Source organism: Aquimarina sp. AU119, from assembly GCF_900312735.1.
GTDB lineage: Bacteria > Bacteroidota > Bacteroidia > Flavobacteriales > Flavobacteriaceae > Aquimarina > Aquimarina algiphila.
The window spans coordinates 310,515-335,674 of sequence record NZ_OMPF01000001.1 but is presented as its reverse complement, the minus strand read 5'-3'; the positions used below and the strand labels follow the sequence as shown (position 1 = coordinate 335,674).

Genomic DNA, 25,160 nt, shown 5'->3' with positions numbered 1-25,160 from the left:
GCATTGGTCTACCTTTCTTTAAAAAAAAATTATTCTACAATACCCTCACCTTTAAGATATAAATCTTCTAACTCCTGTTTCATCTCATCTGATGGGTTTTTCCACATGCCACGTTGTATAGCTTCGAGCAGACGCTCACTCATGTCTTTTAATGCCCAAGGATTATTTTGTTGTATAAACTCTTTGTTTTCTGGAGCTAATAGATAACTTTCGGTAATACCTTCGTACATAAAATCATCAATGAGATTGGTAGTCGCATCATAAGCAAATAGATAATCCAAGGTAGCAGCCATTTCAAATGCCCCTTTATATCCATGTCGTTGTACACCTTTAATCCATTTTGGATTAACCACCCGAGATCGATACACTTTTAGTAGTTCTTCTTTTAAGGTTTTTACTTTAGGAGTTTCGGGTCTGGAGTTATCCCCAAAATAAATCTCGGCATCATCTCCTTTTACAGTTTTCACCGCATTCGCCAATCCACCATGAAACTGGTAGTAATCATCACTATCCAAAATGTCATGCTCTCTATTATCTTGATTCTGCATTACGATTTGCATGGCCTGCAATCGATTCTGAAATGATTCATGAGCAGATACTCCCTTTTTAGAACTTCCATACGCATAACCACTCCAGTTAATATACACTTTGGCTAGATCTTCCTGAGTTTGCCAGTTTTTTTCATCAATCACAGCTTGTAGTCCTGCTCCATAGGCACCAGGTTTAGAGCCAAATACTCTATACAAAGCTCGTTGTGAGGCTTCTTTCTCTGGTAATCCTTGTGTTTGCCATTGTTGTTGCTCTGTTAAAAAACGTTTACGGATTGGATTATCCTCAACAGGCTCATCTAGATTTGCCAATCGTGTAACCACAGCATTAAATAGGTTGATCACATCAGGGAAAGCGTCTCTAAAAAAACCTGAGATACGTAAAGTTACATCCACTCGAGGTCTTCCTAATTTGATTAATGGAATTACTTCAAAATCAGTGACTCTACGGTTTACGTTTTTCCAAATAGGGCGGACACCCATCAAAGCAAATGCCTGAGCAATATCATCTCCTCCTGTTCGCATAGTCGATGTTCCCCATACAGAAATCCCAATAGTTTCAGGGTAATCACCATTTTCCTGTAAGTATCGATCAATAATCAATTGTGCGCTTTTTTTGCCTAATCGATATGCAGTTTCGGTAGGAATGGTACGCACATCCACAGAGTAAAAATTTCGACCGGTAGGTAATAAATCTAATCGACCACGGGTTGGAGCTCCAGAAGGACCAGAAGGTATGTATTGACCGTCTAATCCAGAGAGTAAAAAGTCTAATTCATCAGTTGTTTTTTGAACTTTTAGTAAGGTGTTAAATTTAATGTATTCTAACATCTGAGCAGTCAGAGGGTATTGTTTTGGGATGTTACTTTCTTCTAAATAAGAAATCAATAATCGTTTTACAATATCTTCTAATTGAGCAATAACCTGACCTGCTGTTTTACAAAATATACCTTCAATAGTTAGGTTCATCACCTCTGTATATGGGATCTCTAAGATATTTTCTGTAATATTGAAATCTTTGGCTAGTGACTGGGTAATACCTTCCTTTCCATATCCAGGGACACGATGCAAAGCGATTAATAAGTCAATCAACTGTTCGTCAATAGGTGCTTTTCCAAAAATATGCAATCCATCTCTAATCTGTGCTTCTTTCAATTCACATAAATACCCATCCAGCTTCACTAATAGTTCATCCACATCATCAGAAGCAATTCCTAAATCTACATTCAGTTTTGTTTCTTTAACCAGTGTTGCTATTTCTTTTTCTAATGCACGAGATCGTTTAGGGTCTAAGGAAGCAGCTTCATAATATTCATCTACCAAATGTTCTAACTTCATCAAACTACCATAACTTTCTGCACGAGTCATTGGCGGAATCAGATGATCTATAATCACAGCTTGATTTCTTCTTTTCGCCTGTGTTCCTTCTCCCGGATCATTAATAATGAAAGGATAAAAATGGGGTAATGCTCCAAATACTGCTGCTGGAAAGCAAGTCTCAGGATCCAACGACACACTCTTACCAGGTAACCATTCGAGGTTACCATGTTTTCCTAAGTGGATCACCGCATCAGTACCGTATGTTGTTTGTAACCAAAAATAATAGGCTAAGTATTGATAGGTTGGAGGCAAATCAGGAGAATGATAAATTGCTTGTGGATCCTGATTATAACCTCTGGAAGGTTGAATACTTACGAAGATATTTCCCAATAAAAACCCAGAAATGATAAACCCTTTTCCTGTATGATATGGGTCGTCTTCTGGTGTTCCCCAATGCTCAGTTATTTTGTTTCTGAGTTCTTCTGATAATGCAGAGAAACATTGTTGAAATGCTGTATGGTCAAATACCAAAGTATGTGGTCTGGTTATTGTTGTGGTTACATCGTTGGTAGTTACTTGTGTGATCCAATGCATTAACTCGGTTCCACTTTTGGGTAACTGTTCTCCTACGTTATATCCTTTCAATTTGAGAGCGTTTAGTAAAACAATACAACTTTCTGGAGTATCTAATCCTACACCATTAGCTAGACGGCTATCTTTATTAGGATAGTTGGGTAAAATAATGGCTATTTTCTTTTTACTATTTTTTTTATACTGTAGTGTTGTCCAATGCTGCGCCAATTCTGCCATAAATTCGCAGGCAGGAGTATAGGCTTCATATTTTAGAATAGAACTGTCAGTAAGCGTATCCTTTTCTATTTCTTTTTTAAAAGATACTGCACGGCCTATAATACGTCCGTCAATTTCTGGCAATGCAATATTCATGGCAATATCTGTAGGAGGTAATCCAAAAAGGCCATCCTTCCAAACATCTTTATTAGATGTAGAAAATATAGCTTGTAATACAGGAACTTTTAGATTTTCAAAAATAAAAGTGGATCCATCCATCGGTTTGATGGTAAACCCTGTAGTATTAATAATTGTATGGACTTCTCGCTTCCCTGAATGTGTCATTAATTGCTGCACTTGTTCTACTAGTTTTGCATCTCTTAAGTTACTGGCGAAAACTACAAAAGTATTCATTCCTCGAACATGTAATGCTTCACTCATCTCATGTATTGGAGCTACATTATCAGAAAGATAATGAGTGCGATATGCCAATATCACCACGTTGGGTTTGCCAGTATCCAAAGAAGTTTCTAAAGCCTCTTGGGTAAGCATTCCTTTATCCGCAGTATATAAGAAAGTATCGACTATTGATTGAGCAGGAGTGATAGTGAGTTGTGCATCAAAAAAGGTATGCCGTAGGTAATTGAAAAGCGCAATAGTATTTTCTTTTCCTCCTTCTTGTAAATATTGTCTGCACTGGTGCACAATATGAATATCTGCAGAGGATAATTTCATCAATTCAAAATCGGGTTCATGAGCGGGTAAAAATAGTACAGTATTACCAATTCGTTCTTGCAATGCAACCAGGGATTCTACCAAATATTTATAATAACTAATGCCTCCTAACATGCTGCATACAATTACCTTAGCCTTTTCAAGTACTTCATCCAGATAGGTGTCGATTGTTAATTCTTGTTTAAGATATACCAGGTTGGTCATACGCAAACTTGGCAAGGATTCTCCATCTATTTCGTATAATTGTTTATACGCTTCATTCAGCGTATGAATTTCGGTATCTCCTGCACTTAAAAATACAATATCGCCCGGTTGCTGATCTATATAAAAAATTTCATCATCATTTGGATTCCATCCACCGGGTATGGTTGCGACTAAATGCATAGGTTTTCTTGTTTTAACCCAAACTCTGTATTGGGATTTTGTAATGAAAACCAAATATACAATAAAGAGTGGTGCTCCAAATCTATTTTAATTCGAAAGCGCAGCCAATAGCTAAGGTGAGAATCAAAATTGGTTTATGTATCAGTATTTGAAGTAGATTTAGATTGGAATAAAAAACTTAATATAGAATTTGGGTTTATTGCCGCCCAATATAAATGAATATAGCTGGCATATACGTTTTGATAGGTATATATTTTTGTGGGAACTTCTTTTCCTCTTGCAGAAAATACTTTCCCCGTACTAAGAATGGTATCATCACCTGAGACCTTGGAATAGTGAAATTCATGTCCCCATATTTCCAAATCATTCCATACTACTTTTCGATACCCTAAAGACAACTTTTTGCCTTCCATAGAAGTATTCAATGGAAAAACCCCGACCATAGGGTATGCGACTGAATCCTCATCAATAATAGTATTTCCCAAATACATCATCCCTCCGCATTCTGCATAAATCGTAACCCCCCGATCAGCTGCTGCCTTGATCTGAGCTCTCATAGCTGTATTTTTAGATAACTTTTGAAGATGTAATTCTGGATACCCACCTGCTAAATAAATATAATCAGCATCAGGAAGTTTTGTATCGTGTATTGGGCTAAAATAGATGACATTTCCTATCGTTTCAAGCCATTTCAGGTTTTCTAAATATGTAAAACTAAAGGCTTCGTCTTTAGCAATAGCAATCGTTTTTGTTTTAGGAATTATCTCTTTTACTGGTTTTTCTTTCCTACCATTTTTAGTATCTTTTATAGATTCTAATAGTTTAGATATAGAGATGTTATTTGCTATATGAGAAGCTGCTTTCTCAATAACATTTTCAAAAGTATGATCAATATGTAACCCCAGATGACGAGATGGAATAGCAATTTCTTCGTTAGGAGGAATATATCCTAAAGATGGAATTCCAACAACATCACATGCCTCTTTAAGAAAGACATAGTGTGACTCAGTTTTCACAAAATTAAAAATTACTCCAGCTATGTTAACTTCGGGGTCAAATGTTTTTAATCCATGTAAAATAGGAGCAATAGTATAAGCCATACTACTCGCATTAACAACAAGAATTACGGGTATGTCTAAAAGTTTGGCAATTTCTGCCGAGCTTCCCTGATCTTTAACAGCACCATCAAACAATCCCATGACACCTTCGATAATACTAATATCAGAAGCTTGTTGATATTTGTTAAAAATGGATATCACATGCTCCTTTGGCATCATCACCGTATCTAAGTTAATAGCTGGTTTTTTGGCAGCAGTACTATGATGAATGGTATCGATGTAATCAGGTCCGCATTTAAAGGGTTGCACTCTATATCCTTGATTAAGAAACCAACGTAGTATTCCTAAGGTAAGTGTTGTTTTTCCTGAATTACTCCATGGAGCAGCTATTAAAAATGCTTTGGACATTTGTATAAATATTAAAAATCAGAAACGACCGAATAATTGAGTTTTAGTTGCTCTGCTAGTTGTTTGGCTTTACCTAATTTTAAAAAACCACGCTCTGTATCTATAACGGTAGTTTTTGGTATTTTACTAAGGTATGTTTTGTATGTAGTTATAGCATATTGAAATGGATCTTTAGCTCCTGTATTTGCTTTTCCGTCTGTAAAAATAAATAACTGTGTAGTCTGAGTATTTAAAGATCTCAATAATTCATATACTTTAAAAAATGCAGCACCCAAATTGGTTTTTCCACCAGTTTTTAATTGATAATTAGTTGTAACAATTTGCTTAGTATTAGATGTGAATTCTTGTAGAATTTTAGCGGTTGTATTGTGTAACCCCACAATAGCATATTGTATCTTTTGTAGTGGATATGATATTATTGTTTTTTCAATAATTCCTTTTAAATACCCCATTTGGTGATCTAAAGCCATAGAAGTACTGGTGTCGACCAAAAATACAATACGAGCCGTTGACTTTTGAATGAGTTGTTTATAAACAGGGTTAAATATTCCTGTTTTTAAATATGCTTTTACAGATTTTACTATAGCAAGTTCGGTATGTTGTTTTGCAGGATAAGAAGCTAATGAAACGGTATCAAGGGCATCCAATTTTATCTCTTGTTTTTTGTTATTTTTTGGTGCAGAGAATTGCAGGCCTTGTTGTACAGATTCGGGTAATTGAAATTCAGAATTGTTAGATGATTGTTGAGGTGTTGTTTCCTCTTGCGATTGCTTTTTTTCCTTATCATTATTATCGTTAGTACCTGGATCATTTGGTGGCGTATATTCCTTAGCTCTGTGTTGTAAAACGAAAGGAGCAATGGTATTTACCATTTCTGAAGTCACTTCTGAGAGATTATAATAAGCCGCATAGGCTCTGGCAGTTTTGAGTAACAAAATATCTGCGCGCATTCCTTCTACCTGGTTAGTAATTGTTAATGCTGAACATAGTTCTTGAACACTTTCAGGAATTTGGATGGTTCGTAATTGCTGTTTTGCTAAAAGGACCTGTTCTTTAATAGATTGTTCTTTTTTTTCAAATTGTTGATAGAATCCAACAGGATCACTATCAAAGGTAAGACGTTGCATAGCTATCTGAGAACGTATTTTTTTGTCTGTAGGGGTTTGAATTGTAACACTCAAACCAAATCGGTCTAATAACTGAGGACGTAACGAACCTTCTTCTGGATTCATAGTGCCTACCAGGCAAAAACGACTGTCCATCCATTGGGAGATTCCTTCTCGCTCCAGATGATAACCACCTGTTGCGGATGCATCTAGTAAAACATCCATTAAATAATCATTTAATAGATTAACCTCATCAATATATAAAAAACCTAGATGAGCTTGTGCTAATAAACCTTTATCGACAACGGTTGTTTTTTGATTAATTAAAGCTTCCAGATTAATACTCCCCAGTACTCTATCCTCTGTAGCACCAATGGGTAGATTCACAAATGGAAAATCACTTCCCATTAATTGACTCAATCCACGTACCATGGTTGTTTTAGCGGTTCCTTTATCACCTGTAGCCAGAACTCCTCCTATACTAGGATCTACTAGGTTGAGTAGTAAACATAATTTCAAATCTTCTTGAGCTGGTATTGCAGTAAAAGGATAACTATATTTTGATGGCATCTGTATCTTTATATGAAATGTAAAAATACGGATTTATAACAGTTATGAATTAAGGTTTTTTATAAGTTCAATCATTTAATCTTTCTAAAATCTTTGATGGAAAATAATTTATTCCTGTTTTGATAGAACTTTCATCAATTGAAAAGTTTGGTGCATAAGGTATAAGCAACACCCTTTTTTCAAAATTAGGGCCTTTAAGATAAAAATAAACACACCTGGCACCATACTCTTTCTGAAGAATATAGAACATCCATTATTTTTTGAATAGTTCGAATTTTCTTTCCTCTTCTTTTTTGTTAAACAAATTAAATTAAAAAAAAAGCTAGAGGACAAACATGACGCTGTTTTTCTGGTTAGCGCTTTAAAACCTGGGTATTCTTGATTAGGAATTTTACCTTTATTAAGAAATAAATTGAAACACATCTCTAATTTTGATTTAAATACGACAAAAATTAAGAAGTGTTTTATAAAATATAAATACTTTACAAACTTAATTCCCCAATAATTTCCTATTTTTAGAATAGTTATTACTTTTCTTTGATAACAAAGAGTTAGTCATTTCTTGTCAAAATGTAAACGAATACGGAAGTCGATAAGGTTCGTGTACGTTAAAATCCCTGTTTTTTTAATTACCCCTATTTAGTTTTTGAACAACGATATATTCTGTATTAATGTATAGGATGGTTATATCGTAAAACCTACTTTGAATGAAAAAAATTTTGGCAATAGATGATCAACAACTTGTTTTATTATCCTTAGAAAAACATCTGTCTGATATAGGATACACTATTAAATGTGCCAGTGATGGGCAATCCGGATTAGAACTTTTTGATAGTTTTAAACCAGATATTGTAATCGTTGATATTAATATGGATGGAATGTCTGGTCTTGAAGTAATTGAAAATATTCGTCAAGAAAAAAAGTCAGATGTTAAGATTTTGGTGATGTCTGGTAATACCAATGAGGATACTATCGTAGATGGATTTGATCTGGGGATAGATGATTATATGAAAAAGCCATTATCTCTGAATGAAATTTCGGCACGAATAGCGAGAATATTTGGTATAAAATCGAAAAAAAAGTTAGACAATAGTTCTAAAGGTCAAATGTTACAAAGACATTGTGTTGGTGTTGTAATACCTTGTTATAACGAAGAAAAAAGAATTTTAAGTAAAGAATTCATTGATTTTACCCATAGTAATCTAGGATACCATTTATGTTTTGTTAATGATGGAAGTACAGACAATACATTAGAAGTGTTAAAAAAATTATCTGAAGGTAGAGAAGATAACATTAGTGTCTATAATTGTGTTAAAAATGGTGGAAAAGGAGAGGCAGTAAGACAAGGGGTTCTTCATCTTGCCAAGGACTCACAGTTAGACTATATAGGATATTTGGATGCTGATTTATCAACAGATTTTAAAGATTTTGATGATTTGGTTAAAACTATAGAATCTTCCAAGTTTAAAATTGTAAGCGGCTCCAGAATGAGTAGGATGGGAGCAAACATTACCAAAGAGTCAGCACGAAAAATTATCAGTAAAACCATTAATTTGATTATTCGAAATATCTTAAGCATGTCTTTTAATGATACACAATGTGGAGCTAAAATCATGGATAAAGAAATAGCGAATGAAATGTTTCGAGAGAAGTTTATAACAAAATGGTTGTTTGATGTAGAGATTTTTATGAAGATGCGTAAATTTTATGGAAGAGAAAAAGCAATTTCCTATATATGTGAGCAACCTCTTAAACGTTGGATACATGCAGATGGTTCCAAACTATCTATGAAAGATTCTGTGAAAATTGTAGGGCAGCTTGCCCAAATTGCTTATTATTATAACTTTAAAGTCAAATCCAAGGTTAGGTAAGTGGTATGGCTAAAAGGAAATAGGTATAAATTATAGTGTATTTATATATTCTGTGATCACTTGTAGAGTTTTTTCAAAATCTTCCTTTAGTTTGTAACTTCCTTTTTTTAAATTGTTTTCATAATCAGTAGCAATTTCATAACTTTTTTCAAGTCCGAGAATACTGATCTTGTGCTTTAATTTATGGACGTCTTCTGCAGCTTTTATAAGGTTTTTATGCTCTAAATTACTGAAGTATTGATCTTTTTCTAACGGGAATTCTTTTTTGATAACATTAAAAATTTTTTCTTCAAAAATTTTATCCCCATTAGATAGCTTATTAATCTCTGATAAGTTTGGTTGTTCCATTGAAGTGATTTTTTGATTAGAACGTGATAAACAAAATTATTTGAATTATTAAAAAAGTACACTTTGTAATACCATCAATCCAACTAGTATAGAAATAATACCAATTACACCATTCATCCATTTAAAAACGGATATATTACGTTCTATAAAACGACTCATGGTAAAAATAAGGACATAGCTATAGACAGCCATAGAGAAAATAATACCAATAGACTCTACAATTAGGATTAATATTGCATCGGATATAGTATCAGCACTAATAATAAGTGCTGAGGTAAGTGCACCTCCAGTTCCAGCTAACCCATGGAGCATACCGATCCAAAAAGATCGATTGATAGGATTCATAGCTATTTCTTCACCGGTTTTACCATGTAAATGAATTGGATTATTAGCAAGATGTTCATGGGCTTCTATTTTTTTATGATCAGCCATCATTGCATTGATCTTATGATTTCTACGAATTGCCATTACGCCTAGCCAAATCATAATAGGACCAACAGAAAATTCTGCCCAGAAGGAAATACTTTCAACAAAAGTGAGCAACGCCGCTCTAAATACTAGCGCAATTCCACCAAACATTAACAAAGTAACAGAATGTCCTAATGCCCACTGAGATGCTGTAAATACAGTTTTGAAAGATACTTTTTTCTTCTTAATAGCATTTTCTGCTGCCAATACAGAAACCGCGGACATATGATCGGGTTCAAAAGAATGTAATACTCCTGCGATTAGAGGTCGGGCAAGATTCATTATGTTCATAAAGTATATGCTATATGGATTCCATCATTATTGATCAAATATATTTGAAGCTGCACTTTTGGAGCTATTTTCTGACAATGGTAATGGCATCGTTCTATTAGTTTTTGATAAAATTTTTCTTGGGTTGTAAAAGTAAAAATTTCCCTTAGACGTCCTGCCATATTTAGTGATAAAACTTTGTTGGCAATTTCTATTGGATAGCCTGCTTCTATCGCCAGTTGATGGATGAAGTTTTTATCCCAAGTTGTTTTTCCGCTATGGGTGTTGGTATTACCTTGTGCTAATTTTGCTGCTTTACCTAACATTATACCCATAAATACTTTAGTAATCTGCGGGGATTTGTCAATTTTCTCAAAAGTTTCTTGTATCCAATTACCATAGTGCACACATGAAATATCATCAATTTCAGGAAATAATGCTTTCAACATTTTTTCACTACGTGCCCCCGAATTAATTAACAATTGAGTTTTTCCATTAGCTATGGCCACATCTATTCCTTGTCGAATACTAGCAATGTAAGAGGCAGCAGAAAAAGGAGTCACAATGCCGGTGGTTCCTAAAATTGAAATTCCATGTAAAATCCCCAGACGACTATTAAGTGTTCTTTTTGCTAATTGTTCGCCGTTTTTTACAGATATTATGATTGTCACACCATTAGTTTCGAGTTGGTAATCAGATAGTATTTTTTTGCAAACGATGCTCATCATTTCCCTGGGTACAGGATTAATAGCAGGTTCTCCTACAGAGATTTCTAACCCGGGAAGTGTTACTAGTCCAACCCCTTCTCCTCTTTTAAAAATAATGTCCCCAGTGGTATTAAGATTGACAGTAGCCATAATCTCTGCCTGATGGGTTACATCAGGATCATCACCAGCATCTTTTATGGTAGAATATGTAGCTTCTTTTTGGGTGAGTGAAACTAACTCAACCAGAAATGTAACCGTTTCCCCAATAGGTAATTGTATTTGTGTTTCTTTGATTTTTTGTTGAGTGACTAAACTTAATAAAGCTGCTTTTGTACAAGCAGTTGCACAAGCTCCTGTAGTATAACCTCTACGTAATGGTTTATCTGGTATGTCTTTTAGTTCTCCCAAAAATTAAGTTACTAACTTGTTTAATTCATCTGCTGCATCAACACAAAGATACCGATTAGAAATTTCTGGTTTTTTTAAAATAACAATAGGAATGTTTATAGCCAATGCAGCTTGTATTTTCTCTTCTAATTTTCCATTATTTCCACTTTCTTTGGTAAAAATTACTTCTGGCGCTATTTTAGTAAACAAAGCTATTTCTTCATTTTTAGTTTGTGGATACCCAAATAGTAAATGAGTTTTAGGAAAGTTAGTTGCTGTAGCTATTGCTCGGGAAGAATCTCTATCCAAAATTCGAAACCAAGTAGGATAGGTTTTCCAATACATTTTTAACTTTATAATAGTTTGTACTCCAGATAGAGCAAGTAATGATTGATAGTGGTTTTTATTAAAATGATGTATGGCTTCTTCAAAGGTATCAACATAAGAAACAAGTCGATGTAAAGTTCTGGGAGAATGCTTTCTCTGAAAACGTATTAAAGGTAATTCCAGAGAAATATTAGCAATGGTTTGATGTAATTGTATCGCAAAAGGATGAGAAGCATTGATGATATGAGTAATATTCTGTTTCTTACAGAAAGCTTCTAATAACGTTGTAGTCATTTCACCAAATATCGGAATTCCTTTTCCAATATACTCTACTTTGGTTTTAGTAGAATAATAGTATTGAATATCTAGTTCATCCAATGTTTTAGCAACACATTTACCTTCTGTAGTTCCGCCAAATACAAGTATCATCAGGATTGAATTGTTTTTTCTTTTTTTCTAAAAATATGATGCCATTTATCATCGTACAACCAAGAGCGATTTTTTCGAGCTCCAATAGCTTCTCCTACTACAATCATAACCGTTCTAGTGAGTTTATTTTCTTTAATTATTGTAGTTAACTCTGAAAGTTTACCTGTCCATACCTGCTCATCTGGCCAGCTCACTCGATACAATATGGCTAACGGAGTGTCTTCTGGATAATGTTCTAAGAGTTGCCCCTGTATTTTTTTTGCAATACCTACGCTTAAGAAAATACACATGGTAGCTCTCAATTTTGCCATATCTGCTATTTTCTCATGCTCTGGCATTGGAGTATTACCTTCACCTCTGGTAAGGATAATAGTTTGCGCTATTTCGGGAATAGTAAATTCTGATTTTAGATGCGCTGCCGCAGCCTGAAATGATGAAATCCCCGGAACGATATAATATTCATATCCTTTTTCGTCAAAAATAGTCATTTGCTCTTGTATCGCTCCATAAATTGAAGGGTCACCAGAATGTAAACGAACAATGGATTTTCCTTGTGCATAATATTGATCCATGATCGCTACTTGTTCTTCTAGGGTCATAGAGGCAGAATTGCGAACCAAAGCTCCTTCTTTTGCCATATGAGTTAATGCTTCTGGGACCAAACTACCTGCGTATAAAATACAATCTGCATTTTCTAAAATATATTGCCCTTTTAGAGTTAATAATTCTGGATCTCCAGATCCAGCACCTACAATAGCAATACTAGCTTTACGTTCATATACGCTTAATAAACTAAAAGCATAGGTGAATTTCTTACCTGATTGAGTCAACACTTTTGTTTTTTCTGTAAGCCAAGTTGACTGATCAGCAATCAAAGCAGCTGCTGCTTCAGAAACGCCATATACTCCAACTTTCTTTTTTACTACTTCTGATGGGTTAGCTACGGTAATAGTATTAAGTTCTTCGCCTGAATATGTTATAAATGGGATGTTATATTGTTTTGCAAAATCAAGGTAAGCCTGCTCTTTATTCTTGATTGTTGCAGATCCGATAGCATATACACTTTCTATAGCTACATTTTCTTTTTCTAATGCAGATTCTAATCCCTTGATTAATAATGAAGGTTCTATGTCTTTAGCACAACCACTTCCTATTGCAATACAAGCAGGATAATATGAGATTATTGGAGTTTTACTATCAAAAACTTCATACCCTATATAAATTAGTAACTCGTATTCGTTTATATCACAATCATCGAGGTTGTAAAATATGTCAACAAAATCTGGACATGTTTTTTCGAGGTATTGAGTTCCTTTGTCTTTGGTTTTTAGGATCAGTGCAGTTGATTTTCTATTTACAAACAAAGAGATAATTTCATTGGTGCTAATAGAACTTTTTACTTTCCAGCGATATCTTTCTGCAAGTGTATCTAATGCCCATAATTCTTGCAAATCACTCGAAGTAGATATCACAGCTTGTGCATCTAGTATTTTACTTATTTGTTTGGTAACAACATTTGCTCTACCAATATGACCACTTAATACCGACTGGACAAATTTACCTTGATCATCTATATTAATAACAGCTGGATCTGTAGTTTTGTCCTCGATATGATGTGCTATACTACGAACACAAATACCCAAAGCTCCTATAAAAATCCAAGCATCATAGTTGTGAAAAGAATTTTTCATTAGCTCGGCTACAGAATCAATCTGTTTGATATCCTTACTGGAAGTAGTATCTCTGGTTGTGAGAATTTTGGAACGATAAAACTCTTTTTGTAATGTTTTAGCGATAGATAATCCTTGATCTGTAAAACAGAGTATTGCAACTTTTATAATGGGTTCTGACATGCGTATGTTATTAGGACCTTTTAATTGTCAAAGATATTGGTTAAGGATATCTTAGAAAATGTTTATTTAAATTAAATACAATCGAAAATTGATGATTCCTTATTCTAGAAAAAGGGGTGTTATTTGTAGATATATTATATCCATAAAATATATTGGCATCACCAAATATACCTAAACCTATTTTTGGAGTGATTACAATATCATTTATTTTAAAATCTGTTTGATATTTTATTTCTAAGCCTGTAATTAATAATAAAGCACTTGTCTCGTAACCGATTTTTATGCCATAAATATCATTGTTTTGATCAGGCATCCATTCTAAAGCTGCATAATAAGCTTTAGAAAAATAACCTGTATCTCCATATCTGCAGGTATGTAATGCTGCTCCAACTTCAGAATAAAAATCATTTTGTAACCCTGCACCTATACGTACTGAAATTTGCCTTACTGTGGTGAAGTTTCCAGGTTGAAAATGTAGTGTATCTACTTCTTGTTTAAGAACTTCTTTTTTTACAATATCCTGCCCAAAAACTGTATATCCGATTAAAACACAACCCCAGAAGAATATTTTTTTTATCATTTTATTTCCCTTTTGGCTTTTAGTAAGGTAATTGTATTATGTAAATCCAAGCTTATTTTATGAGTATTATTGATACTGTATCCGATTTTTGAACAACCTTTTTTAAACAGTTCTATTGAGTTTTCTTTGACTGTATTAATGACAATATTGGTTTCTGGTTTTAGAAAAGGATGAATTTTGAGAAAGAGTTCTTCTAATTTACCACCATGTCCGCCAATAAAAATAGCATCTGGTTTTGGAAATTGACTAAGGTCTTGTTCAAAAAAATCTCCAATTATTATCTTAACATCAGGAACACCAAAACGTTTCTGGTTTTCTATGATAATACGTTCGCATTCTTGTCTTTTTTCGAAAGCAATGACTTCGAGGTTTGGATTTTTTAGTTTTGCTTCAATACTTATAGATCCGGTACAAAATCCGATATCCCAAAGTATGTTACTATTTATAACCTCTAAAAGATGTAATGTTGTTAGTCGAATAGGCATCTTAGTAATCATATTTGGCCTATTCGGCAAACCTATAAAATGAAGATCCTTTATTCCAAAATCAATAGTACGATGAAATTTCTTTTTGAGGAGCACACAGTTTAATGGATGAAACATTCTTTTTGAAGCTTCTATTAATGTCAACTCATGAAATTGTTCCCGATCTCCTTCAATATCTTCTCCTATAATGATTTCATAATTCGAATAACCATATTCTAACATGCGTTGCACAATGATGGCCGGAGTTTTTTCTGTATCGGTTAATACACCGATCAATTCTTTTTGCTGAATTAGAATAGCATCAAAAGCATTCCAGTTTCTTCCATGAACACTTACAGTTTGTAATTGATTACTATTTGTATTTGTTGCATTGGCAAGTAGTTGAATTGAACTAAAATACGGTGTGGTTATAATTTTTGCATTAGGAAATTTATGTTGTAATGTGTTTGAAAATCCATAAAATAAAGGGTTTCCAGAGGCAAAAATGACAATAGGTTCGTTTGCTTTTTGATAAGCATTAAATACATCTGCCATTGGTGATGCAATGTGAATCCATTTATGATTTTCCGGAAGTTTGTTTTTGACTAATTTATAATGGCGTTTTCCTCCACTGAATATTGCAGTGTTAAGAATCACCTGTTGCTGCTCTATCGTGAAACTGGGTGTCTTATTTGCGATACCTATTACATGAAAAATCATCATAATGTCAATATAATATTCTGTAATCTAAGGAGATTTATACTTTTCTTCAAAGACTACGTCTTTTTGGAGTTTTTTGCGATCCCATTTTTTGAGTTCTAATTCAGGTTGATTATAAAACATATCAGTATATCCAAAGCATAAATAACCGATTAATTGATTCTCAGAGGGAGCGTTAAGTACGATTTTTACTTTTTCAGGATCCAAAATGCTCACCCATCCCATTCCAATATTGAGGGATCTAGCCATGAGCCACATATTTTGTATTGCACAAACTACACTGTATTTACCCATATTAGGCATGCTAGTTTGTCCTAGTACAGGGCCATCTTTTGGTTTGTAAAATACAGCTATGTTTAGAGGAGATTCTACAATCCCTTCTAACTTAAGTTTGATATATTCTTTTTGTTTTTGGTCTTCAAACAACAGAGCTGCTCGTTGTGTCTCTTCAGAGAAAGTTGCTTTTATTGCTTGTTTTGTGGTTTGATCTTTAATTAATACAAATTCCCAAGGTTGTGAGAAGCCTACAGAAGGAGCTGCAAGCGCAGCATCTAAAATAGTGTCAATAGCGTTTTGAGGAATAGGAGTATTTAGAAAATGATTCCCTCGAACATCTCTTCGATGTGCCAAGATTTCTTCGAGTAACTGTTGCTCTTCTTTAGTAAATATGCGTTGTGGTTGTTCCTCCATAATACTTATAGTTTAGCTTCTTCAAGAGTAAAAGCTGCATTTACAATAGCTGCAGCAAAATTACTTCCTCCTCGTTTTTCTGTAATCAGAGCATATGGGATCTCTGTTATTGTTTTTAATCTTTCTTTAGATTCGATGACATTGATAAACCCTACAGGCGCTCCGATAACTCCTGTTGGAGATAGGGTGCCTTCCTGGATTTGATCCGTGATTTCAATTAATGCAGTTGGAGCATTGCCAATAACAAATAATGCCTTTGGATATTTTTTCGCTGCTAGTTTTATACCAGCTTGTGTTCTTGTTAAGCCTTCTTCTTCAGCTAATTTTAATGTTTCAGGATCATTTAATAAGCATACTACTTTATTGTTATATTTGGAAATATACCCTTTTGTGATACCAGCTTGAACCATAGTAACATCGGTCACAATCGTACCTCCAGACTGAAGATATTTATGCCAAATTGTTATTGCCTGTTCTGAAGTTTTCAAATACTTGATGTACTCATAATCTCCCGAAGTGTGAATGCATCGTATAGCCGCCCAAAGGGCATCTTTTTCTAGTGTGTTTTGAGGTATATTATTTGTTATTTCAGAAAAACTAGCTTGTTGAATTTCTGATCCTGTTTCTGGTTTCCTGTTTAAATAGCCTCTTGGAGTGATCAAATGATCTCTATAGTTAAACGTTTGACTGTTCCCTATAAGTACTACACAAAACATATCCACATCATTGACATCAAAATCTCCTAAGGTTGTGATCTTGATTTCTTCTTCTGTTCTTCCTAATTGTTTACAGATAGCAACTGGTGTTTCAGTGGAGCGATACTCCAGATAAATACGTTGCAAAGTTTGAAGTTGCCAGTATCGTTTTTTGCTTTTAGGATTATATAGCCCTGTTACAAAATCACCCATTGCCGCAGCGCGAATACGTTTCTCAATAGTTGTCCATGGTGTCATTAAATCAGATAATGAGATACAACAAAAATCGTGACCTAGTATTGCACCCAGTTTACTCCCTGCTGTAATAAAAGCAGAAATCCCAGGTACTGTTTCTATAGGAATATCTAATGCTTGCTCAGCAACTTTTTGATATACGATAGATGCCATTGCATATATACTAGCATCTCCAGAACCAATCACGACCACATGTTCTCCTTCTAAGGCATGTTGTATTGCAATTTCTGCTCTTTTTTCCTCCTCACTAAGTTCTTTTCCGATGCATAAAGCATCCGGATGAACCAGATGTTGTATGAATTGAAAATAATAGTGATACCCAATTACTACCGTAGCTTCAGAAATTGCTTGTGTAGCCATCGGGATAATATAGTCTGAATGTCCAGGGCCAAGCCCTACAACTTTGATCATTTTTTAATAATTAATAAAGAGAAATATGGTATTTCTCTATGAGTCAGTGTCGTTAAATCTGTTGTTATATATTCCTGCTTGGTTCCTAAACGTTCACAATAGTAACATTTCCAATCTTTTTTTGCTAATTCTGATTGAAAATTACTCCACCCAGATCTTATTTTCATTAATATCACGGTATCAAACTCTAAAAAATATGTAGTGATTTCTGTGATATGTTTAACTCTGGGGATAACAACTATTTTATCATTGAGCAAACTTAACGGAATCTTATGTTGCGCTGCTCCTAAAGAAAAAGAATTGATTCCAGGGACTAATGATACAGGTAATTGTAAGTTTTGAAGTTCGGCCAATATATAGGAGAAAGAGGCATATAAACTAATATCTCCTTCACAAACAATGGCTATTTTTTTTCCTGAATGATACGCTTCCTGAATTTCTTTTGCTGTGGAGTCATAAATTTCTGAAGCCTGTTTTCTATCATTCGACATTTTTAAAAAGAAACCTCTTAGTTCTTTGTTTTCTAACTTGTGGTATTGTAGAATAGGAAACACAAAACTTTTTTTTATTCCGTCTGTGATTGATCCGGGATAAAAAATAAGATCTACTTCTTTTAATATTCGTAAAGCTTTTAGGGTAAGGAGCTCTGGATCTCCTGGCCCTAAGGCAATTCCGTATATACTATTCAAAATTATGTCGTTTTTTTCTTTTTTCGCTTATATAAGAAGAGTTGCCATTTTTCTTCTGCAACACCTGCTTTATCCATTTCGGCTCTGGCCATGGTGAAGAACAAATCTGACAATCTGTTAATATAAGCGACTACATATTCTTCTACAGATGCAGGATCTTCGTGCATTAACGTTACCAATCTGCGCTCTCCTCTTCTAATCTGTGTGCGACATACATGGCATAGTGCTGAAATTTCGTTTCCACCTGGTAGTAGAAAATAATCTGAAGGAGAGCTTATTTTAGATTCCATATCATCCATCCATTGTTCGCAAAAATCGGCTCCATCTATAGGTTTTGGATTAGGGTTTTCTTTTTTAGAATCAGAGGGTCTTGCCAAATGAGACATCATATCCATTAAATCCTTTTGGATTTTATGCAAGTTTTGTTGCCATTCATGATCATTGCCTAATTTTGATCGCAGTAACCCGATAGTAGAGTTGACTTCGTCTAATGCTCCGTTACATTCAATACGAGCTGAATCCTTAGATTCTCTTTTTCCTCCAAAAACACCTGTCATGCCAGTGTCTCCTTTTCGTGTATATATTTTCATAGGACTAGGCTTCTATAGTTGTCATTAGTTTTTGTTCTAACGCTTGCTGTAATTTTTCTTCTTCTATTTCTTCTCCTATTATTACTAATCGTGTAGCTTTTATTTCATCATCAGCCCACTTTCTGTCAAAATAATTCTCAAATCTATCAGCTACTCCTTGAACTATCATACGCATAGGTTTTCCAGGAACATGAATAATCCCTTTGATTCGATAGATATGATGCTCAACCACTAGTGATTTTAACGTATCAACTAATTGTTGGGGAGTATGTGGGGCTTTCACTTCAATTACTATAGAATTGATGGTTTCGTCATGATCGTGATCATGGTGATGGTCATGATCATGATCATGGTGATGATGATTTTCATGGTGAGAATGTTTACTATCCACATGATCTTCTGCCTTAGCATCGATTCCTAATAATACTTCTACAGGAATATCTCCTTTTACAGCAGAAATTAATTTTATGTTGTCTCCTACACGATTCTGAATAATATCATGTACTTGTGTATATGCTGAATCATCAATCAAATCAGATTTGGTCATTACAATAAGATCTGCACAAGAAAGTTGGTCTTCAAATAATTCTTCGATAGAAGATTCGTGATCTAAGTTTTCATCATCCAAACGTTGAGATTGTACTTTATCTCGATCACAAATTTCTCCAGTCGCTTGTCCTACACAATCTACAACTGTAATTACTGCATCTACTGTTATTTGAGGTTTTAAATCCGGCCAATTAAACGCTTTCAATAATGGTTTAGGCAATGCTAACCCCGAAGTCTCTATAATGATATGGTCAATATCTTGTTTACGCTCCATTAACTGAAGCATTGTGGGGAGAAATTCTTCTTGAACTGTACAGCAAAGACATCCATTACTCAATTCGAGTATATTTTCCTCTTCACATCCACAATCATTTCCTTTTAGGATCTCACCATCCATTCCTAATTCTCCAAATTCATTAACGATAATTGCTAATCGTCTACCATTGGCATTTTTAGCGATTTTATGTATTAACGTTGTTTTACCAGATCCTAGAAAACCAGTAATTATCGTTACTGGTATTTTTTGAGTGTTTAAAGCCATAAATTTTGTCAAAAATGATTCCTAACAAAACTATCTATTATAACTTAAATGAAAAAGGAAATTCTAATATGTTTATGATAACAATTTTGATGTGCTCGACTTCTACATATCAAGTCTCATAAAAACTAAACTTGCTTCAAACAGTTGGCTTTTTTTATTCTGTGGTATCTAAAATATAATAGGTGTTAGAAATATTTAAGATTTAATTTGGAAAATAATACTAGAATCATTAATATTTGTAGAACACAATGAAACCAAATAGTATACATATCATAATAAAGTCACTGTTTAATACAGGTGATACTCGATGGATTACTGAAGTATCTATCGATGATCGGACGCTATGTAGCTATTTTAATCATTTTTTAGAATGATATAAATTAGAGAACTAATACAGAATAGCAAGCGTCCAATATATTGGACGCTTTTTTTATGGAGTATTTTTTGATGCAAAGTAAAATAAAACCTTAAGATCTATTCTAAATCATGAAGTAGAATAGTAAGTATACTATAAAAAGAATTGAAATGTCAATTATAATTAAATGAATTAAAACAAAATTGTAAAACTTTTTAAATGAATGAATAAAGATTGATTAGTACATAAAAAATAGAAATTGGAAAGTAAGTATCATATATACAGATAATTACCAAAACACCCAAAATTCGTTGTAAAACGAACAGGGATTTCTATGCTTAATTTGTAGTTTAACTATTTGATTTTCAGTAAAATAAACTCAAAAAATAGTTGCGTATATTAAAAAATATTCGCATCTTTGTAGAACAATTAACAATAACAAAAAAAGACAAAAACAATGAAGTATAATAAATTTTATAACAAGGAGCAGGAGATCAGAAATTGCCTGTTAGCCGATGTATTCGGAAGCATCCTTGGAATGGGTTTATATACTTCGGTTGTAAATCCTCTTCCAGAAAAGATGACCCAATCTGATGGTAACAAAGAACTGGAAAAAACACTTCACTTTATAAGTAAGAATTTCCATGAAGATGAAGTAGTAATCAAAGGCAGTTACACTTCTTGTAAAGCTATAGTTTCATAAGCTTTATAAGAGTAATTATTATAAGCGATTGAGTTTGTCTCCCAAGACAAATTGAAAAATAGTAATAAAAACAACGATTTCTTTAGGAGCAATCAATAGATCATATTAGCATGCTAATTTGAAGAACGAACCAAGATAATCAATGATATACCTACTATTTAGAATCACTTAGTATTTGATTATGTACTCTAACTGTTACCGACATCAATAGTCAGTATTTTTTATAGCAATGTAGATTTTTTAGATCTATATAACGTTTTCTTGGGATAAATGGCCCCTAAAAACGGAGTATATCTAAAAATCGATACCCACAGTATATGTGAGCCTAACAAAATGTTTGGTTTACACCTGGATTGTATAGAGAATACAGAAAACTGACCCACCAAAAAATCCAACTACAGCTCGCTGCTACCCAACAGGGGAAAGTAGGGTATGGTGACTGTATAGGATTTCACTTTCCCAAAAACGATCAATTAATTCCCATAGGTATGGGTATACAGTAGTATATCAATCTGGGGTTGACACCTATGGGCGTACCCCAAACAATTGGAAAACAAAAAATTTAGCACAATGAAAACCTTAAAACACATATTATTAATAGCTCTACTCCTATGCGTTAACCTTACTTCTTGTACACCCGATGATAGTGTGACAGAAAATGAAAAACTACATACTGAGGTGTTAAGTACTAAAGGAGATCAAGACGTATTGGAAGATGATGGCGATATAGATTAAATTCAAATAATTTAATTTAGTACTTTTGAGGGATGAAACGATATACGTTTACGTCCCTCTTTTTTTTAGGTGTTTTTTTCATAATACTTTGTTATTCATGCCGTACTGATACTAAACCTAATAATTTATCTTCAATACCAATACAAAAAAAAATTGATACTTTAAACACATATTTTAATCGAGCTTCTCAACGATCCAATACGGAAACTGAAAAATTAGAAGCGATTGATAGTTTTTTAAATGCTGCTAATAATCTTAATATGGACTCATTAGTATATAAAGGACTTAGATTGAAATCAAACATTTTATTCAAATCTGGTCATTATCAAAAAGCAATTGGACAAGCTAATTTGATGGTAAAACTCGCTCAAAAAAATACCGATAGTAATAATCTGGGAAAAGCGTATTATAAAATCGGGTATTTCTATAAAGAAACTGACAATTACTTGGAAGCTTTTAAATATTATAACCAATCGTTTAAGATTCTTAGAAACCTTAAAGACAGTATCAATGCAGGTAAATGTTTAAAGTCTATGGCTAATATTCAGATTGCTTTAGGAGATTATAATGCCAGTAAAACAACCGCTACAGACGGTTTAAAGTATGTAGAAAGTTCTTCTCGACATAGAATTATATCTGGATTATATCAAAGTATAGGTCTATCTTTTTATGAGCTAGGAAATCAAGAGGAAGCTTTACTTTGGAATTCTAAAATTTTAAATCTATTTAATGATTCAATTGCTAAAAATAAAATAGGGGTAAAAAATTTACCAATTTTTAGAAACTCCCGGGCTAGTATTTTGGCAAAACAAAAAAAATACAAGGAAAGTATTGATATTTTACAAACCTTACTAAAAGATGAAAATGTAATTCAAAAACAAACACAATACGCACAAATCCTAAGTAATCTTGGTCATGTCAAATTTTTAGATAATCCTGAAAATTTTGAAAGTGAAGAGATGCTTATAGAAGCCTTAAGCATTAGACAAAAAGAAAATAATCAGTTCGGTCTATTTGCTAGCAATATACATCTCACTAAATACTACAGAAATAAAGATCTAGAAAAAGCAAAATATCATGCTCATGAGGCTTATCAAACAATAAAAGATTTTGGTGATTATGAAGCATCATTAGAAGTGTTGACTTTGATTACAGAACTGGATCCAGATTCTTTAGAAGACCATCAACGTTTTAAAGAAGCAAGCCTTCAGCTCATGGAGCTTAGAAAAAAGACACGAGAAATCTATGCACCCACACGGTTTGAGAATGAAAACCTACTAAAAGAGAATGAACGGAAAAACAGGAAAATCTCCAGAGTTCGTAATCAAAACGCAATATATCTACTTGGGATTTTATTATTGCTTACTGGTATTGGGTTTGTGGTTTACTTTTTTAGACAACAAATGCGTCATCTCAACCAGCAAAATAAAATAGCACAATTTGAAGCTAGTTATGAAACAGAGACTCGTATTTCTAAACGCTTACATGATGAGCTGGGGAATGATATTTTCCAGGTGATGTTGCAATATCAGAATGATCCACATGACCCCCAAATTAAAGATAAACTCAATAGTACTTATATAAGGGCACGAGATATATCCCGTGAAAATAATGAATTCGAAACCGGAGAGGCCTATGCTGAAGAATTGAATAACATGCTACAAAACTATGCGCAGAATGGTATTCGATTGATTGTTATTGGGTTTGACAAAATGGATTGGAATGATATGGATAAAACCATAAAACTAACTGTATACAGAGTGCTACAGGAATTAATGACGAATATGCAGAAGCATAGTCAAGCGAGTTTAGTTAAATTAATGTTTTCTAATACAAATAATACATTACAGATTAAATATTCAGATAACGGTGTAGGGATGGCAGAAGAACATGTAAAATCCAAAAATGGACTTCGGAATACAGAAAAGCGTATTGAGGCTATACGTGGAACTCTTATCTTTGATTCAGAAAAAGATAAAGGCTTCAAGGCCGTGATACAAATCCCTAATTAAAAAGTTAGCAAAATGTTTACTAAAGTATTGGTGGCAGAAGACTATGAAATTGCCAATCAAGGCATTATAAAAATACTTAATGATAAAATTGGAATTCATAATATCCAGGAGGCCAAATACTGTGATGATGCTTATCTAAAATTCAGAAAAGCCTATAATGACAAGGAAGCATTCGAATTACTAATTACAGATCTTTCTTTTAGAGAAGATCATAAAATTCAAACCAGAGCTTCGGGGATCGATTTGATAAAGGATATTAGAAGTGTACAACCAGATATCAAAGTGATTGTATATTCTCAAGAAAATAGACCAGACAAAATTAATATGTTATTCGAAAAACTGGACATCAATGGATATGTCTGTAAAGGTCAGCACGCAATAAAAGAATTAATAGCATGTGTGAATGGAGTATATAAGAATAATACTGTACGACCACCAGAACTAACTAATAATACAGCAATAAATACAATGATTCATCTTGATGATTTGGATATGATGTTGCTAGAAGAATTATCACAAGGGTTTACTAAAAAAGAAATCAGAATCAAGCTTAAAAAACAAAAAATATCTCCGAATAGTGAAAGCGCTATCGACAAAAGAGTCAGTAAACTTTTTGATGATTTTAAAGCCAAAAACACTACTCATTTAGTGGCTATTGTAAAGGATTTAGGATTGTTATAGCAGTGTAAACAATACTAATTAAATTCTAGAATAGACAACGAGTTGTGTAAATGATTTCTACAACAATTATTTGATACTTTGGATCATTAGGTAAAAGAAATTCTTCCTTCTTACCAATTTTTAAAATTGATTGATAAAGTATTAAACATGATTAATAAATGTATAGGGTACGTTTTTTTTCAAAAAAATAGACCATATTACAGAAATCTGTAAGGACATATGTTATAGTCAATTTATGTTTGCATCGTAAAAGCAAGTGAATGATCAATGGTGAAGAGCTTATCTATAATCTCGAAACGGTATAAACTAACTATAACGATGAACAACGATCAAGTAATCATAGCTGGAATTATTGAAGGAGATGAAAGAATACTAACTTGTTTTTACAGGGATAATATACGATATATCCAAGGGTATATTCTTCGTAATTATGGAAACCTGGAAGATGTAGAAGATGTTTTTCAGGACGCTTTGGTTGTATTATATCAGAAGTTAAGATCAGGTCTTTTAGAAATCAGAGTACCTATAAAAACTTATTTTTATGGTATTTGCAGAAACCTTTGGAGAAATCGGTTAAAGAAAAAAGAAAAACTTATTATCGATGACGGACAAAATCGTTTTGAAGAAGGAATTAATGATCCTTTAATAGCTAATATTGAAAATCAAGAACGAGAACACCTCTATAGAAAACACTTTCAGAAGCTGAGTGCAGATAATAAGAAACTATTATATCTTTTTTTTGAAGGGAAATCAATGAAAGAAATATCGATAATCACAGGATATTCTGAAGGGTATACTAGAAAAAAGAAATTCGAGGCAAAAAGACAATTATTAAAAATGATCGAAAAAGACCCAATGTATGAAGAGTTAAGGGCCATATGTTAATTCAGATTAAAATTATACTACCCTTAA

21 protein-coding genes are annotated in these 25,160 nt (G+C 33.4%); 6 read left to right on the top strand and 15 right to left on the bottom strand.

Features of this window, described 5'->3' with window-relative positions:
• Positions 1-29: 29 nt before the first annotated feature.
• The 3 genes from cobN to DK442_RS01350 form a co-directional block, all read right to left on the bottom strand.
• The gene (cobN, locus tag DK442_RS01360) at positions 30-3,776 is read right to left on the bottom strand and encodes a cobaltochelatase subunit CobN (protein ID WP_109434046.1); all 3,747 of its coding nucleotides are present in this window, start codon (positions 3,774-3,776) and stop codon (positions 30-32) included.
• A gap of 134 nt (positions 3,777-3,910) precedes the next feature.
• Entirely contained in the window at positions 3,911-5,242 is a 1,332-nt protein-coding gene (locus DK442_RS01355) for a cobyrinate a,c-diamide synthase (protein ID WP_109434045.1), read from the bottom strand.
• An 11-nt stretch (positions 5,243-5,253) separates the two neighbouring features.
• On the bottom strand, positions 5,254-6,918 hold the full coding sequence (locus tag DK442_RS01350; RefSeq protein ID WP_109434044.1) for an AAA family ATPase: 1,665 nt from the start codon (positions 6,916-6,918) through the stop codon (positions 5,254-5,256).
• Between the two features lie 707 nt (positions 6,919-7,625).
• Here DK442_RS01350 and DK442_RS01340 point away from each other — a divergent pair.
• Positions 7,626-8,789: a response regulator gene (locus tag DK442_RS01340; protein WP_109434042.1), complete on the top strand. Its 1,164-nt coding sequence runs from the start codon at positions 7,626-7,628 to the stop codon at positions 8,787-8,789.
• 30 nt (positions 8,790-8,819) lie between these two features.
• Here the strand turns inward: DK442_RS01340 and DK442_RS01335 are convergent, their stop codons facing one another.
• From DK442_RS01335 to cobW, 12 genes are read right to left on the bottom strand one after another with little or no spacing between them, the layout of a single operon-like run.
• Positions 8,820-9,137 carry a histidine kinase gene (locus DK442_RS01335; protein ID WP_109434041.1) on the bottom strand — a complete coding sequence of 106 codons (318 nt, stop codon included), beginning with the start codon at positions 9,135-9,137 and terminating at the stop codon, positions 8,820-8,822.
• Between the two features lie 48 nt (positions 9,138-9,185).
• Positions 9,186-9,896, bottom strand: a complete 711-nt coding sequence (locus DK442_RS01330) for a hypothetical protein (RefSeq protein WP_109434040.1) — start codon at positions 9,894-9,896, stop codon at positions 9,186-9,188.
• Positions 9,893-10,990, bottom strand: a complete 1,098-nt coding sequence (locus DK442_RS01325) for a cobalt-precorrin-5B (C(1))-methyltransferase (RefSeq protein WP_109434039.1) — start codon at positions 10,988-10,990, stop codon at positions 9,893-9,895. Before DK442_RS01325 ends, DK442_RS01330 begins: the two co-directional genes overlap by 4 nt.
• A gap of 3 nt (positions 10,991-10,993) precedes the next feature.
• Positions 10,994-11,725: a precorrin-6A/cobalt-precorrin-6A reductase gene (locus DK442_RS01320; RefSeq protein ID WP_109434038.1), complete on the bottom strand. Its 732-nt coding sequence runs from the start codon at positions 11,723-11,725 to the stop codon at positions 10,994-10,996.
• Positions 11,725-13,578, bottom strand: a complete 1,854-nt coding sequence (gene cobM, locus DK442_RS01315) for a precorrin-4 C(11)-methyltransferase (RefSeq protein ID WP_235010882.1) — start codon at positions 13,576-13,578, stop codon at positions 11,725-11,727. Before cobM ends, DK442_RS01320 begins: the two co-directional genes overlap by 1 nt.
• Before the next feature lie 40 nt (positions 13,579-13,618).
• Complete coding sequence (locus tag DK442_RS01310; protein ID WP_109434037.1) at positions 13,619-14,158, bottom strand: hypothetical protein; 540 nt, start codon at positions 14,156-14,158, stop codon at positions 13,619-13,621.
• Positions 14,155-15,345: a precorrin-6y C5,15-methyltransferase (decarboxylating) subunit CbiE gene (gene cbiE / locus DK442_RS01305; protein ID WP_109434036.1), complete on the bottom strand. Its 1,191-nt coding sequence runs from the start codon at positions 15,343-15,345 to the stop codon at positions 14,155-14,157. The genes DK442_RS01310 and cbiE overlap by 4 nt, the downstream gene beginning before the upstream one ends.
• A 24-nt stretch (positions 15,346-15,369) precedes the next feature.
• A complete protein-coding gene (gene bluB, locus DK442_RS01300) occupies positions 15,370-16,032 on the bottom strand; it encodes a 5,6-dimethylbenzimidazole synthase (protein WP_109434035.1) in 663 nt (220 codons plus the stop codon).
• A gap of 5 nt (positions 16,033-16,037) precedes the next feature.
• Positions 16,038-17,393: a precorrin-3B C(17)-methyltransferase gene (cobJ, locus tag DK442_RS01295; RefSeq protein ID WP_109434034.1), complete on the bottom strand. Its 1,356-nt coding sequence runs from the start codon at positions 17,391-17,393 to the stop codon at positions 16,038-16,040.
• Positions 17,390-18,082 carry a precorrin-2 C(20)-methyltransferase gene (gene cobI / locus DK442_RS01290; RefSeq protein WP_160114006.1) on the bottom strand — a complete coding sequence of 231 codons (693 nt, stop codon included), beginning with the start codon at positions 18,080-18,082 and terminating at the stop codon, positions 17,390-17,392. Before cobI ends, cobJ begins: the two co-directional genes overlap by 4 nt.
• Before the next feature lie 2 nt (positions 18,083-18,084).
• Positions 18,085-18,672, bottom strand: coding sequence for a cob(I)yrinic acid a,c-diamide adenosyltransferase (locus tag DK442_RS01285; RefSeq protein WP_109434032.1), 588 nt, complete (start codon positions 18,670-18,672; stop codon positions 18,085-18,087).
• A gap of 4 nt (positions 18,673-18,676) precedes the next feature.
• Complete coding sequence (gene cobW / locus DK442_RS01280) at positions 18,677-19,762, bottom strand: cobalamin biosynthesis protein CobW (protein ID WP_109434031.1); 1,086 nt, start codon at positions 19,760-19,762, stop codon at positions 18,677-18,679.
• An 812-nt stretch (positions 19,763-20,574) separates the two neighbouring features.
• On the opposite strand from cobW, the gene DK442_RS01275 reads away from it, so the two are divergent.
• From DK442_RS01275 to DK442_RS01260, 5 genes are all read left to right on the top strand, one after another.
• Positions 20,575-20,820, top strand: coding sequence for a hypothetical protein (locus DK442_RS01275; protein ID WP_109434030.1), 246 nt, complete (start codon positions 20,575-20,577; stop codon positions 20,818-20,820).
• 570 nt (positions 20,821-21,390) lie between these two features.
• Complete coding sequence (locus DK442_RS28035) at positions 21,391-21,555, top strand: hypothetical protein (RefSeq protein WP_160114005.1); 165 nt, start codon at positions 21,391-21,393, stop codon at positions 21,553-21,555.
• A 32-nt stretch (positions 21,556-21,587) separates the two neighbouring features.
• Positions 21,588-23,567 (top strand): tetratricopeptide repeat-containing sensor histidine kinase, encoded by a 1,980-nt coding sequence (locus DK442_RS01270; protein ID WP_109434029.1) that lies wholly within the window; start codon positions 21,588-21,590, stop codon positions 23,565-23,567.
• Positions 23,568-23,579: 12 nt separating this feature from the next.
• Complete coding sequence (locus DK442_RS01265; protein WP_109434028.1) at positions 23,580-24,248, top strand: response regulator transcription factor; 669 nt, start codon at positions 23,580-23,582, stop codon at positions 24,246-24,248.
• 318 nt (positions 24,249-24,566) lie between these two features.
• Positions 24,567-25,133 (top strand): RNA polymerase sigma factor, encoded by a 567-nt coding sequence (locus tag DK442_RS01260; protein ID WP_160114004.1) that lies wholly within the window; start codon positions 24,567-24,569, stop codon positions 25,131-25,133.
• Positions 25,134-25,160: the final 27 nt, after the last annotated feature.